11 protein-coding genes are annotated in these 13,182 nt (G+C 61.4%); 7 read left to right on the top strand and 4 right to left on the bottom strand.

Going from position 1 to position 13,182, the window contains the following annotated elements:
• The first annotated feature begins 8 nt into the window (after positions 1-8).
• Positions 9-1,085: a branched-chain amino acid aminotransferase gene (locus ACFPB1_RS25170; protein ID WP_379228957.1), complete on the top strand. Its 1,077-nt coding sequence runs from the start codon at positions 9-11 to the stop codon at positions 1,083-1,085.
• Between the two features lie 91 nt (positions 1,086-1,176).
• Here the strand turns inward: ACFPB1_RS25170 and ACFPB1_RS25165 are convergent, their stop codons facing one another.
• Positions 1,177-2,748: a glutamate synthase-related protein gene (locus ACFPB1_RS25165; RefSeq protein ID WP_379228956.1), complete on the bottom strand. Its 1,572-nt coding sequence runs from the start codon at positions 2,746-2,748 to the stop codon at positions 1,177-1,179.
• Between the two features lie 268 nt (positions 2,749-3,016).
• Here ACFPB1_RS25165 and ACFPB1_RS25160 point away from each other — a divergent pair, with 268 nt between their 5' ends.
• The 3 genes from ACFPB1_RS25160 (at position 3,017) to ACFPB1_RS25150 (ending at position 7,721) form a co-directional block, all read left to right on the top strand.
• The gene (locus ACFPB1_RS25160; protein WP_379228955.1) at positions 3,017-4,651 is read left to right on the top strand and encodes a flavin monoamine oxidase family protein; all 1,635 of its coding nucleotides are present in this window, start codon (positions 3,017-3,019) and stop codon (positions 4,649-4,651) included.
• Positions 4,652-4,858: 207 nt separating this feature from the next.
• Positions 4,859-5,578 (top strand): YebC/PmpR family DNA-binding transcriptional regulator, encoded by a 720-nt coding sequence (locus ACFPB1_RS25155; RefSeq protein WP_379228953.1) that lies wholly within the window; start codon positions 4,859-4,861, stop codon positions 5,576-5,578.
• Positions 5,579-5,801: 223 nt separating this feature from the next.
• A complete protein-coding gene (locus ACFPB1_RS25150) occupies positions 5,802-7,721 on the top strand; it encodes an ATP-binding protein (protein ID WP_379228952.1) in 1,920 nt (639 codons plus the stop codon).
• Between the two features lie 30 nt (positions 7,722-7,751).
• Here the strand turns inward: ACFPB1_RS25150 and ACFPB1_RS25145 are convergent, their stop codons facing one another.
• From ACFPB1_RS25145 to ACFPB1_RS25135, 3 genes are all read right to left on the bottom strand, one after another.
• The gene (locus ACFPB1_RS25145) at positions 7,752-7,985 is read right to left on the bottom strand and encodes an NHLP leader peptide family RiPP precursor (protein WP_379228951.1); all 234 of its coding nucleotides are present in this window, start codon (positions 7,983-7,985) and stop codon (positions 7,752-7,754) included.
• Between the two features lie 204 nt (positions 7,986-8,189).
• Positions 8,190-9,137, bottom strand: coding sequence for a hypothetical protein (locus ACFPB1_RS25140; protein ID WP_379228950.1), 948 nt, complete (start codon positions 9,135-9,137; stop codon positions 8,190-8,192).
• A 26-nt stretch (positions 9,138-9,163) separates the two neighbouring features.
• Positions 9,164-9,922 carry a class I SAM-dependent methyltransferase gene (locus tag ACFPB1_RS25135; RefSeq protein WP_379228949.1) on the bottom strand — a complete coding sequence of 253 codons (759 nt, stop codon included), beginning with the start codon at positions 9,920-9,922 and terminating at the stop codon, positions 9,164-9,166.
• A 235-nt stretch (positions 9,923-10,157) separates the two neighbouring features.
• Between ACFPB1_RS25135 and ACFPB1_RS25130 the strand changes: the two genes are divergently transcribed.
• The 3 genes from ACFPB1_RS25130 (at position 10,158) to ACFPB1_RS25120 (ending at position 13,037) form a co-directional block, all read left to right on the top strand.
• Complete coding sequence (locus ACFPB1_RS25130) at positions 10,158-10,859, top strand: ABC transporter ATP-binding protein (protein WP_379228948.1); 702 nt, start codon at positions 10,158-10,160, stop codon at positions 10,857-10,859.
• A 15-nt stretch (positions 10,860-10,874) separates the two neighbouring features.
• A complete protein-coding gene (locus ACFPB1_RS25125) occupies positions 10,875-12,146 on the top strand; it encodes an ABC transporter permease (protein WP_379228947.1) in 1,272 nt (423 codons plus the stop codon).
• Between the two features lie 150 nt (positions 12,147-12,296).
• Entirely contained in the window at positions 12,297-13,037 is a 741-nt protein-coding gene (locus tag ACFPB1_RS25120) for a glycerophosphodiester phosphodiesterase (RefSeq protein WP_379228946.1), read from the top strand.
• Positions 13,038-13,182 lie beyond the last annotated feature (145 nt).

Raw genomic sequence — 13,182 nt, 5'->3', positions numbered from 1 at the left:
GATTCATCATGATCGCATCGACACCGATTCAAATCGAACGCACGACAACTCCGAAACCGAAACCTCCGCAGGATAAGCTCGGCTTCGGCACTTATTTCACCGACCATATGTTCATTATGAATTATACGGCGGAGCTCGGGTGGCACCGTTCCCGCATCGTGCCATACCAGCCGATTACGCTGGATCCGGCGGCGAAAGTGTTCCACTACGGCCAAACCGTCTTCGAAGGGCTGAAAGCCTATAAAACCGCAGACGGACGCGTGAAGCTGTTCCGCCCGGACGCGAACATGAAGCGGATGAACCGCTCGAATGACCGGATGAGCATGCCGCAGTTTCCGACGGAGCTGGCGCTCGAGGCGGTCAAGGAGCTGGCGAAGCTCGATCAGGACTGGATTCCGGACGGCGAAGGCAATTCGCTGTACATCCGCCCGTTCGTCATCGCCACGGAGCCGCAGCTCGGCGTGCAGCCGTCGCTCGAATACCAATTCATCGTCATCATGTCGCCCGTCGGCGCGTATTACCCCGAGGGCATCAACCCGGTTAAAATCTTCGTCGAGTCCCATTACGTGCGCGCCATGGTCGGCGGCGTCGGGGAAGCGAAGACGGCGGGCAATTACGCGGCCGGCCTCAAGGCGCAGGACGCGGCCAAGGACCAGGGCTACACGCAGGTGCTGTGGCTCGACGGCGCGGAGCATAAATATATCGAAGAAGTCGGCAGCATGAACGTCTTCTTCAAGATTGACGGCACCGTCTATACGCCGGCGCTGAACGGCAGCATTTTGGACGGCATTACGCGCAACTCCGTCATTCAGCTGCTGAAGCATTGGAACGTCCCGGTCGTCGAGCGCGTGCTCTCGATCGAGGAGATTTACGAAGCGGGCAAGAACGGCAAGCTGGAGGAAATGTTCGGCACCGGCACCGCGGCCGTCATTTCGCCGGTCGGCGAGCTGAACTGGCGCGGCGAGAAGCTGGTCATTAACGGCGGCAAGACGGGCCAGTTGTCCGAGAAGATCTACAACGATTTGACGGGCATTCAATACGGCAAGCTGGAAGATCCGTTCGGCTGGACGGTCGAGGTCAACTAATCATCGGATACGCGAAAGACCGCGCACGGGGCGCGGTCTTTTTTGTGCTGCGGGGACATGACGGGCGAAAGCCCTTTTCGGCGTTCGCCGCTTACGATGCGGCGTCGGGATACGGGAACAGGTCGGCGACCCGTACGGTCTGGCCGCTTTCGTTGGTGAACACAACGTGCTCGCGCCGCAGCTCGCTCGGGCTGTACAGCCCGCAGGCCGCGGCGAGCGAGAAGAGCCCTTCGCGCATCTGCAGGATGTAGTTCATGACGCGCCACTGCTTCTCCTCCGGCACCAGCGCTTCCTGGTACTTGTCGTCCGTCGTCGTGATGCCCGTCGGGCATTTGCCGGTGTGGCACTGCATCGCCATGATGCAGCCGTTCGCCATCATGAAGCCGCGCGCGGAACTGACGGCGTCGGCGCCCAGCGCCAGCGCGACCGCGACTTTGTCCGGCGTGATGAGCTTCCCGGACGCGAACAGCTTGAATTTGCCGCGGATGCCGAATTTGCGGGCCGTGTCGTCGAGAATGAGCAAGGCGGGATAGAGCGGCAGCCCCATGCCGTCGGCCATCGCCTTGAACGTCGCGCCCGAGCCGCCCTCGGACCCGTCGACCGTGATGAAATCGGGGTACACACCCAGGTCGATCATCGCCTGGAAGAACGGCTCCAGCCGCTTCGGATCGCCGACGACGATCTTCACGCCGACCGGCTTGCCGCCTTCTTCCTGCAGCGAGTGAATGAACCGCAGCGCTTCCTCCGGCTTCGTCAGAAACTCGAACCGGTTCGGCGAGTTGACGGTTCGGCCGACAGGAACGAGACGGGCTTTCGCGACGGGCTCGGTGACTTTGGCGCCTTCCAGATGGCCGCCGCGGATCTTGGCCCCTTGGTGGAACTTGAGCTCGAACGCCTTGATCTGGGGGAGCGACGCCTTGAACTTGAACGCCTCCAGCGAGAAATGGCCTTCCTCGTCCCGGTAGCCGTACAGACCCGGCCCGATTTGGGCGACGATGTCCGCGCCCGTCTCGAGATGGGCGTCCGCGACGCCGCCTTCGCCGGTGTTGATCCACGAGCCGCCAGCCATACGCGCCCCGGCTCCCGTAGAGTGAATATATCGCTCGCCGACCGCGCCGAACGACGTCGCCGATGCGCCGAACATGCCCTTGAGCCGCCACGGTTCCCGTCGATCGCCGCCGACGACGATGGCGTCGTCGTCGTGCAGCAGCCACGGTCTCACCTGCTCCTCGACGATCTTCTCTCTGCGCGTGAACAAGCCTTCGTCCATAATGACGTACCGGCGGCCTTGGCGCACGATGGCGTTATCGACCCTGAGCTCGCTGGTCAGCTTGGGGAACATGGCGTTGGATAAGTAATACCCCGGCTTCTCGTAATCCCGGCGGCCGCCGAACGAGATCAGGTCCGTCCGGTACTTCGCCGCGTAGACGAGGCCGACGAAATCCGCGCGCGAGAACGGTTTGCCTTCCGTATCGTGATCGAACCAGTATTGCCGGAATTCCGGTCCGAGCTTCTCGAGCAAGTAACGGATCCAGCCGAGGAACGGATGGGCGCGGATGATGGAGTGCTTCGGCTGCTTCGACAAGGCGTACATGTACCCGAAGAAGACGAGCGGAGGCACGAGGACGACGACGAGCAGCACGATCAGAATGGTAGTCAACATGCGAATTAACCTCCAGATGACGAAAAATGACCTTCAGGCAGACCAGGTATATCTTACCACGAATCGGCGGAATGATTCATTCGTCCGCGCGCCGTCCCCGGAAACGCGTTCCGTTCGGCCGGAAAACGCCGGCCCTCTGCAAGCCAAGCGCTGAAAACGATGAAAAACAGACGGTTGCGTAAAACCGCGCCTGCGCGCGATGCATATGCTGGAGCAGACAACTCTTGCAGACAAGCAAATCCGAGTTTCGATAGGATGATAGGATAGGATGCCGCGTACACCATTAGCCAGATTGCTGCGCGAACTGTATATCGTCGCAGCCGATTCGCGCGAGAAGAAGACGACGGTCGAACAGGCGATCCGCGAACGCCGGCAGCATCGCAAAACGATGCTGGAACGCCTGGTCGGCGACATTCGAAACGGGAAAGACCCGACCCTGCATGCCCGGAGGCCGGAAACGAAGCCCGGCGTCCCCGCGGCCGCCGGCTCGCCGGACGCGCCAAGAATCGCGATCGTCGGCGCGGGGCTCGCCGGCTTGACCTGCGCGTACCGGCTCCAGGCTGCCGGATTCGACGCGACGGTCTACGAGGCGAACGCGAAGCCCGCGGCCGGCCGCTGCAGCACCCGCTACGGCGAGTTCGAGGATGGGCAGATTGCCGAGCGCGGCGGTATGCTCATCGATACGGGCCACCAAGCCCTCCGCCGGCTTGCGCGCGAGCTGGGGCTGGACCTGATCGACCTGCTGGACGCCGAGCCGCCGGATACGGCCCCGCTCTATTATTTCGACGGCGAGCCGTATTCGTTCGCGGAGGCGGCGGAGGACTTTAAAGCCGTGATCGGGCCGCTCAACCGCGATTTGACGGCGGCGGGCTTCCCGACGCTCTATAACCGTTATACGCAGCGGGGGCTCGAATTGGACCGGATGTCCGTCACGGATTGGATCGGCGCCAACGTGCCCGGCGGCACGGCTTCCAAATTCGGCCGGCTGCTGGACATCGCCTGCACGATCGAATACGGCGCGGATGCCGGCACGCAGAGCGCGCTCAACTTCATTTATTTGCACGGCATCCTGGAAGAGGAGGACGACTTCCGGATGTTCGGCCTCTCCGACGAGCGTTACCAGATCCGCGGCGGCAACGAACAGCTGGTTCGCCGGCTGGCGGGCATGCTCGGCGAACGGCAGATCCGCCGGGGCATGCGGCTCATCGCCCTGGCCGAGCAGGCCGACGGCCGCTACCGGCTGACGTTTCAGCGGCATGCCGGCACGGTCGACGTCGAAGCGGACAAGGTCGTGCTCGCGCTGCCGTTCGCCGTGCTGCGCGCGTCCGTCGACTTCAGCCGGGCCGGCTTCCGGCCGCTCAAGGCCGCGGCGGTCCGGGAGCTCGGCATGGGGGCGAACAGCAAGCTGCACCTGCAGTTCCGCGACCGGCACTGGCATAGCCTCGGCTCGAACGGCGATACGATCGCGGATACCGGCTACCAGAACACGTTCGACGTCGTTCGGGGGCAGCCCGGAACGTCCGGCCTGCTCGTGGATTATACGGGCGGCAGCATCGGAGAGGGCATGGTCACGGGGACCCCGCACGAACGCGCGGCGCAGTTCCTGCGGCAGATCGAGCCGGTCCTGCCGGGGCTGACGGCCAAGTGGAACGGCCGGGCGGCGCGCGACTGCTGGCTGAGCAATCCTTACTCCCTCGGCTCGTATTCGTACCGGAAGGTCGGACAGCATACGGCATTCGCCGGCGTGGAGCAGGAGTGCGAGGGGATGAGGGGGAACTGCCACTTCGCCGGCGAGCACACGTCCGTGGCATACCAGGGGTACATGAACGGCGCGGTCGAGAGCGGCGAGCGGGCGGCGCGGGAAATCATCGGCGATCTGCAGGGCCGGCCAGTAAGCGATTGATTCCATGATTGATTCCATTTGCGAGCGCGCGATCAGACCGGTTCCGGACCAGGAACCGGTTTTTGGCTTGTTTTGGACGGCCGTCCCGGGGCGGATGGGCTCAATTTTCCCGCAAAAGCTTGTTCTAGTACCGCGGAAAATGTAATAATAAATGAGGTAATGTTGTGGCATGCAGTCGAAATCCAAAGAAAGCGGGAATGAACCAAGATGGGTCGCAAATGGAATAATATTAAAGAAAAGAAAGCTTCGAAGGACGCCAATACCAGCCGGGTGTACGCCAAATTCGGGATTGAAATCTACGTGGCCGCCAAGAAGGGCGAGCCGGACCCGGAATCCAACCAAGCGCTCAAATTCGTGCTCGAACGCGCGAAAACCTATAACGTGCCGAAGGCGATCATCGACCGCGCCATCGAGAAGGCAAAAGGCAGCGGCGACGAGAGCTACGAAGAGCTCCGTTACGAAGGCTTCGGGCCGAACGGCTCGATGATCATCGTCGACGCGCTGACGAACAACGTGAACCGCACCGCGCCGGTCGTCCGCTCCGCGTTCACGAAATGCGGCGGCAACATGGGCGTCAGCGGCTCCGTGTCGTACATGTTCAACGCTACGGCCGTGATCGGCGTGGAAGGCAAATCCGTCGACGAAGTGCTCGAGCTCATGATGGAAGCGGACGTCGACGTGCGCGACATCGTGGAAGAGGATGAAGCGGTCATCGTCTACGCGGAACCGAGCGCATTCCAAGCGGTGCAGGACGCGTTCAAGCAGGCCGGCATCACGGAATTCACCGTCGCCGAGCTCACGATGCTGCCGCAGACGTACGTCACGCTGCCGGAAGACGCGCAGGCGCAGTTCGAGCGTCTGATCGACTTGCTGGAAGACTCGGAGGACGTGCAGCAGGTGTACCATAACGTCGAGCTCGAAGACTAACATCGGCGCTTGTCGCCGATTTCGCGCCCGAAAGGACGAAAGCCGCGATTTCGCGGCTTTTTTTTGTGCCACATTTTTCCGCTTTTGAGGTAAGATAAAACGAGCGAGGCGAATGATGGAATGATTTTTCGCGTTTTGTCGAAACGAGGCAGGCGATACGAAAATTTTGTCGAAGTTAAGTTTGCGCAATGCACATTATCCATGTTTTGGGGTGTCGGAAGGAATGAAGCTGAAAGTCGTTTTAGGGTTAGTCTTCATCATCGCTTGTATCGCTTCGGTGCTGCCGCCGGCCGCGCAGGCGGCTCCGGACGCGAGGGACGCCGCGATTTCGTCCTGGCAGCTGAGGTGGGAGACCGACGGCGATCGGCTTGCCTCGCCAGATGAAGCGATGCGGGCGTCGGGATGGCAGGACATCCAGGCGGCCGCGCCGGTCGTCTCCAAGCCGGAAGGCGTGGAGTCCGCTTGGATTCGGATCAAGCTGCCGGAGATCGGCTATAACCAAGGCGCGATTTTTCGTTCGATTTACGCGCAGAACATCACCGTCTATCTGAACGGCGAAGCGGTCTATCATTCGGAGCGCAAGCATTGGTTCGACTTGAACCGCGTGCTGATTCCGCTCGAAAACTACGATTCCGGCCGCGAGCTTCTGCTCCATCTCGAGAGCGATACGGATCGGTTGGGACTCGGGCCTGGCATCCAGATCTCGGATTATCAAGATCTGATGCGCTTGTACGCGAAGTACGACCTGCTGGATATCATCCTTGGCAGCGCGTTCATCTTCGTGGCATTCGTTATGCTGATCTGCTCGGTGTTTCTTGACCGCAAACAGCTGAAGCTTTGGCTCGCGCTCTGCTTCATCATTCTGCCGATCGGCGGCATGTTAATCGGGTATTCCCCGTTCTTGTACACATTCTACGGTTCGTACGGCTTCGTGTATCAAGGGTTATTCGACCTGTCTCTGTACACGTTCTTGCCGGCACTGCTCGTGTTTTTCGAATTTTTGTTCGGAAGCGGGTATCGCGGCATCGTGAAGCATTTCCGCCGGTTCCAGATCGGCTATTCCGTATTCGGCCTTGTCATGCTGATCGTCAACCGGGCGCTCCACCACGAATTGCAGTCGTTTTATTTCTTCGTCTCGGTCACGCTGGTCGGCTGCCTCATGCTGGCCGATTTTGTCCTCATTCTGGTTATTCTCGGCCGGCAGTTGTGGAAGCGAAACATCGATTCGGTCATCCTGTCGATTGGCTTGGCAATCTTCGCGATCGTCGGTTCGGCGGAGCTCGTGAAGTTCTACGCGTCTTCCCTGACGTACGATCTGTCGTGGTGGAAATGGGGACTCGTGGCGTTCGTCTTATCGCTCATCGTGCTGCTCGGACGGCGGTTCGCGCATCAGCATAAATTGATTCTTACCTATTCGCGGGACTTGGAAATTTTCAATTCCGAGCTGCAGCGTTCGGAGAAGATGGAGATCATCAGCCAATTGGCGGCTTCCGTGGCGCACGAAGTCCGTAACCCGCTTCAGGTCACGCGCGGGCTGCTGCAGATTCTCGAGTCGCGCCATCAGATCGAGAAGAGCGGCGACAATTATTACAAGCTCGCGATCGAAGAGCTCGACCGGGCTTCGACAATCATCACCGACTTCCTGACGTTCGCGAAGCCGCAGATGGAGCAGGTACACGAATTGAATCTGTTGGAGGAATTCAAGCACGTGGAAGGGATCATCGTGCCGCTGGCGAATCTTCACGGGGGGCGGCTGGAAATGAACGTGCCGCGGTCGCTGCGGATTTTGGGCAATTCCTCGAAGCTGAAGCAAGCGCTCATCAATATCATCAAGAACAGCATCGAAGCGCTAGACGGCTCAGGCGTGGTCAAAATCTGGGCATACGAAGAGCGGGGACAGGTGGTCATCCATATCGCGGACAGCGGCGCCGGGATGGATGAGCGGGTGCTGGAACGATTGGGCGAACCGTACTTCTCCAACAAGACGAAGGGGACCGGTCTGGGGCTCATGGTGACGTTCCGCATCATCGAGGTCATGCAGGGGACGATCAAGTTTACAAGCCAAAAGGGCGTCGGCACCGAAGCGATGATTCGCTTCCCCGCCGCGCGCTTCGTCGAAACAAACGCGAAGGTCTCCATGTGACCTTCGCGTTTTTGCATGCGGGATTCGATTTTACCACGTGTCGAGAGCGTCGTCCGGTTTGCCGGCGTCGGCAGGGTTAGGAGGAAGGACGAGCGCGAACTTCGTTGGCGTTTCTTCGACGACGACCAGCTCGACGTCTTCCGGCAGCGTCAGACTGAACGCTTCTTGCAGCGCCTCTTTCGGGTTTGCCAGCAATTTCGCCTTGAACGCGGGATCGGACCAAGCTTTCTCGATAATTTGTTGCTGCAATTGTTGTTCGGACATCCGTTTCGCACCTCGTTTATAGGAATTATGTACCATGTGAAGTGTACCATTAAATCGAGGATGATTCTACCAATAATCGCTAGATTGCGACAGAGTACCGACAAAATAATGGAAATTTCTCTCCCGGAAATGTCTTTTCCGTTGTCATGCTGCATGACTCCTTATCCTTGATAGGGTCGCGATGGACAAGGCATGGATGAACGGTCAACGATCGGCAGGATCGGTCTGCCGTTGGGAAAGCCAATACGCGAAACCGCCGCCAAGCAGCCGGCTCTGCGTATCGCGCAGCCGCTCGGCCGAGGCAAACAGCCCGCCTGCCAAATGGTCGTGGAACGCCAACAGATGACGGAGCGGGAGACCGAGCCCGGCGAGCGCGTCTCCGTTTGCCTTTGCCGCTTCGGCGTACCGTCCGAGCGCGCCGTCGACATGAATGGCGGCTTGGATCGCATGCTTCTCGAGCGGAGCCTGGCGGCCGGCCGCCCGCTGTTCGTGCTCGATCATGCCCACCAGACTGTTGGCGTTGTTCCGGTCGAAGTCTTCCTCCCAATCGGACCAATCATCCGCCATCTGGAGTGTGGCCAGCGCGAGATCGACCGCCTCCGAGACGGCGGGTTCGAGCTCCGCTCGTCCGGCCAGCAGCAGCGCGCCGGTGCTTGCGAGCTTGACGGGCGCCGCTTTCCGCGCGAGCTCGCCGGGCGCAAGGCTGCCGGACGGCGCTTCGTAGGCGACGGCGAGCGACCACGTCGTCACGTAGGCCCGGTAATAGCCCCAGAACGGCGATTCTTGCTCGAACAGCGCCCGGTATAAGTCCAGCATGGCGAGATGAAACAGATTGCCGAGCGCGAGCTGCTCCTTCCAATCGGAGGGCGCTTCGTCCATGAGATCGTCCTGAATAAAGAAGTACAGCATCACGAATACGTTCGCGAGCGACGTCCGGCGATAGCATTCGGCATCCAGCTCCGCGACCGGCCGCATCCAGAACGGCAGCAGGTAGCAGATATGATTTTTTTTAGCGGACGGGTTGAGCGGATTGAAGGCGTGCAAGTAGGCGCGCCCCTTCGCGTTCAGCGGCGCCGGGAAAGCATCGATCAACCGCTCCGCTTCCCGGAACACTCGCGTCAGTTCCGATTCGAATTCGGTTTTCCAAAGCATCGTTCAATGAGCCTCCTTTCGTAAGATCAGGCCGGCCGCAGCGTAAGCGCGAACATGCCTGCGGAATAAGAAGCGCGCTCCGATTGCAGCCAGTCGTCCAGCTCCCGCTTGCGCGCGCCTTCGATACGGCCGCCTTGCAGGAGGCGGGTCGATGTCTCCATGTACCGGTACATGCGGCGTTTCGCATGAGCCTCGTCGGCCAGGATGCGGTAAGGCAGCAGCTCGGAACGCCAGCCCTCGGCGTGCGCGAGCTCGGCCAGCGCCGTGCTGGGAGGCTTCGCATATCGGACGAGCAGCGGCTTGCGCGAAGCGCGAAACAACGCATCGAACAGAGGCAGCTCCCCGCCGGGAAGCGGACCGGTCGCGTCGTCGTCCAGGTCGAGTATCAGGATCGCGGAACGTTCGTGGGTGACGCCGCGAAGCCAAGCGAGGAAGCGGCGGAAGTCCGGCAGATGCAGGGCGACCAGCCTGGCCACGACGACGTCGAACGGTTCGGTCCATGCTGCGGCGTCCTTGTAATCGGCATGCACGAAGCGGAGGCTAGGCGCGGTCCTGGCCTCCGCGAATGGATACACGCGGGCGTCCCGCTCGATGCCGGTGCAGCGCAGGTGAGGGTAGGCCCGCTTAACCGCTTCCAGATAGGCGCCGTTCCCGCAGCCGATATCGAGCACGGAGCAAGCGGGCTGCAGATGCTCGTCCAAAAGCAATGCTTGCTCGCGGGCGAAGAAGAGCTCGGCGGACAGCGTCAGCATGTCGTCGAACAGGCGGGCAGGGTCTTCGGTCATTAGCGGAATCGCTCCTCTCGGAGAAGACGGTTTCATTTGCTAGGTTAAGTATAATGCCGGGGGTGCGGTCGAACAATGCCGAATATTGGTGATTAACGTCGCCGGCACGAAGACATTCGGTCTCGAGGGACAGATAAGGGGAGAGATGCTATGATAAGGGATGGGATTAATTAGCATCGGCGATGCAGGCCATGTGAATGTCTTATCTATGTAACCAAGGGGCGGAGGACGAAGCATGACGGTATTAGAAGTCGACATTCGGAAAGCCGGCTATGCCTCGGACGCGGGCGTTATCCGCGACATCAGGTTCGCGGTTGAAGCGGGCGAGCTCGTCGGCCTGATCGGGCCGAACGGCGCCGGCAAGAGCACGACGATCAAGTCCTTGCTCGGCCTGCTCCGCTACGTGGACGGCGATGTACGCATCGGCGGGGAGCAGGGGCGGTACGCGTACGTGCCGGAGCAGCCGGTGCTCTACGAATATATGACGCTGTGGGAGCATCTGCAGCTGGCGGCGTCCGCCTACGAGCTGGACGAAGCGACGTTTCTCGCCCGCGCGGAACGGATGCTGGAGCGGTTCCGCCTCGCCGGCGAGCGGCATAAGCTGCCGACCGGCTTCTCCAAGGGGATGCAGCAGAAAATGATGCTTATCCTCGGCTTCCTGCTGGAGCCGGACGTGTACGTCGTGGACGAACCGTTCGTCGGACTCGATCCCCGGGCGACGCGGGATTTCCTGGAGCTGCTGCAGGACGAGCGCCGCCGCGGGGCGGGGGTGCTCATGTGCACGCATGTGCTCGACACCGCCGAGCGAATCTGCGATCGCATCATTCTCATCAACGACGGGTCCGTCGTGGCGCAGGGCACGCTCGGGGAGGTCCGGGAGCAGGCCGGCTGTCCGGCGGATGCGCCCCTGACCGATTGCTTCTACGCGCTGACATAAGGGGGGGGGAGAGGAATGCCGAATCACGCCATCGGCGGTTGGCGCGCCGGAGGCCTCTTCCGGCGCAGGGTGCGCCGCTTCTGGGCGGAGCAGTGGAAAGCGTGGCGCACGGCGCTCGATTGGACGGTATGGGTGTACTTGCTCGTGCCGGCGATCTGGATCGCCGGCGGCATGTACGCGGATCTCTGGCACGAGCCGCCGGAATGGCTCGCGAACCTGCCGGCCTGGACGGGCGAGCGGCTCCCGCTCATCGTCGTCTTCGCCGGCCGGTTCCGCTCGTTCGCGGAAGACGCCGACGTGCTCTTCCTGCTCCGCAATCGGAGCTGGATTCGGGGGCTGCTGCTGCGCGGCGCGGCGTACACCGCCGGCGTGCTGCTGCTGCTGACGGCTGCCGTGTACGGAGTCCTGCTGCCGTTCTTCGCGGCTGCGCATCATTTCCCGGCCGGAACGATCGTGATGATGCTCGTATATACCTGGATATGGGCGTGCGCCGGGGCGGTGGGTCGCAACCTCATCGAAGCCCGCTACTCGGGCTTGCGAAAATGGCTCGTCAAGACCGCCGTCACGCTGCTGCTCGCCGCGGCGTATCTGGTTCCGATGACCGTCTGGGGCAGCTCGCCGGCCATGCTAGCCGCGCCGATCGGGGCCGGTCTCGCCGTCTGCGCCGTCCTGCTCCGCGTCAAGCTGCGCGCGCGGGATGCCTTCGAATCCGATGTCCGGCAGGAGCAGCTGGCCAGGCTCGCGAGCACGCAATTGCTGCTGCGCAGCGTCATCGAGCGCAAGCCCCGCATGAGGCTCAGCCGGCCGGTGCTGCTGCGCCGCTCGAACCGGCTGTTCCGGCGGTTCGACGGGAAGACGATCCTCGCGGAGATGATCGTTAAGGCGTTCGTCCGCCGGCTGGCGCCCGTTCGCACTTGGCTCGGATTCACGCTCGTCTCCGCCTTGGCGGTCTTCCTGTCGCCCTCCGTCATCCAGCCGTTCGCCGGAGCCGCGCTCCTGATGCTGCTCTCGGCCTGGGGCATCTCGCATTGGCGAGGCATGCTGGAGGAGCCGTTCTTCGCCCAGTTCCGGTGGACGGACGAAGCGCTGCGCGGTTCGGCGGGTCTCGTACGCTTCTGGGTGGCCGCGCCGGCCGCCGCGCTGTTCGGCCTGATCGGCGGGGCGAAGACATTCGGCATATGGGGGCTGCTGGCCGCCGTTCCTGCCGTGCAGTTCTGGCAGCTTCTAAGCAGCGTCATTACGTCGACGATGGTGCTGCGCGCGGAACGGAAGGGGAAGGCGACATGACGGAGATGACGCGCTGTTTTTCTTACCCGGCATGACCGGCTAACCCGGCAAACGCAATCGCTTCTTAATAATTCGATTACATTGCCCGCATCATTGTCCGGTATACTCGGGTATTGTTCATGTCCATTTATCGAACTGGAGGTTATACGAATGAAGACGGTTCTGAACATCGCGCATCGGGGTGCTTCTGCGTATTGTCCGGAAAATACGATGGCCGCGTTCCGGCGTGCGATCGAACTCGGCGCCACGGGGATCGAGACCGACGTGCAGATGACGTCGGACGGCCAGCTGGTCCTGATCCATGACGAATCCCTGCAGCGAACGGCCGGTTCGCCTGGGCATGTGAAGGACGTCACACTGGAAGAAGCGAAGGGGCTGGACGCCGGCTCCTGGTTCGGCCCCTCATTCGCGGGCGAGCGCATTCCGACGCTGCGGGAGCTGCTTGAGCTGGTAAAGCCGCACGAAGACGTGCATGTCAACATCGAATTGAAAAACAGCATCGTGCCTTATCCCGGCCTCGAGGAAGCGGTCATCGAGGAGGTTCGGCTCCAAGGATTGAGCGAGCGGATCATCATCTCCAGCTTCAATCACTATTCGCTGGTGCATTGCAAAGCGCTGGCCCCTGAGGTACGGACGGGCGTTCTCTATGTGGAAGGCCTCTTTGAGCCTTGGGATTACGCCGCGCGGATCGGAGCGAGCGCCTTGCATGCCCACCATCTCGCGGTGCTTCCGGAATGGACGGCGCGGGCGGCGGAGCGCGGTATCGTGTACAATCCATGGACGGTGAACGAGCCGGCGGAGATGAAGCGGCTGATTGCCGCCGGCGTGGCGAGCATCATCACCGATTATCCGGACCGCCTCGCGGAGCTGATCAAGGACGCGGAGGCGTAACCGTTTCAAGCCAAGATAAAATCGAGTAGGAGGAGGCGGCTAGCCTCCGTCCTCTCACACCACCGTACATGCGGGTCCGCATACGGCGGTTCCAAAGGGTTAACAAAGCTCCAAATAACGTGAAAGCATACTCTTGAGCCCTTTC

This window comes from Paenibacillus sp. GCM10023250 (genome assembly GCF_042653205.1).
Classification (GTDB): Bacteria; Bacillota; Bacilli; order Paenibacillales; family Paenibacillaceae; genus Paenibacillus_Z.
This window is presented reverse-complemented; position numbering and strand designations above follow the sequence as displayed.

Bases quoted from the DNA above. Each gene is read 5' to 3' on its own strand.
- ACFPB1_RS25155 (WP_379228953.1), top strand. From the start codon at position 4,859: ATGGGTCGCAAATGGAATAATATTAAAGAAAAGAAAGCTTCGAAGGAC.
- ACFPB1_RS25120 (WP_379228946.1), top strand. From the start codon at position 12,297: ATGAAGACGGTTCTGAACATCGCGCATCGGGGTGCTTCTGCGTATTGT.
- ACFPB1_RS25165 (WP_379228956.1), bottom strand. From the start codon at position 2,748: ATGTTGACTACCATTCTGATCGTGCTGCTCGTCGTCGTCCTCGTGCCT.
- ACFPB1_RS25135 (WP_379228949.1), bottom strand. From the start codon at position 9,922: ATGACCGAAGACCCTGCCCGCCTGTTCGACGACATGCTGACGCTGTCC.
- ACFPB1_RS25130 (WP_379228948.1), top strand. From the start codon at position 10,158: ATGACGGTATTAGAAGTCGACATTCGGAAAGCCGGCTATGCCTCGGAC.
- ACFPB1_RS25145 (WP_379228951.1), bottom strand. From the start codon at position 7,985: ATGTCCGAACAACAATTGCAGCAACAAATTATCGAGAAAGCTTGGTCC.
- ACFPB1_RS25160 (WP_379228955.1), top strand. From the start codon at position 3,017: ATGCCGCGTACACCATTAGCCAGATTGCTGCGCGAACTGTATATCGTC.
- ACFPB1_RS25140 (WP_379228950.1), bottom strand. From the start codon at position 9,137: ATGCTTTGGAAAACCGAATTCGAATCGGAACTGACGCGAGTGTTCCGG.
- ACFPB1_RS25125 (WP_379228947.1), top strand. From the start codon at position 10,875: ATGCCGAATCACGCCATCGGCGGTTGGCGCGCCGGAGGCCTCTTCCGG.
- ACFPB1_RS25150 (WP_379228952.1), top strand. From the start codon at position 5,802: ATGAAGCTGAAAGTCGTTTTAGGGTTAGTCTTCATCATCGCTTGTATC.
- ACFPB1_RS25170 (WP_379228957.1), top strand. From the start codon at position 9: ATGATCGCATCGACACCGATTCAAATCGAACGCACGACAACTCCGAAA.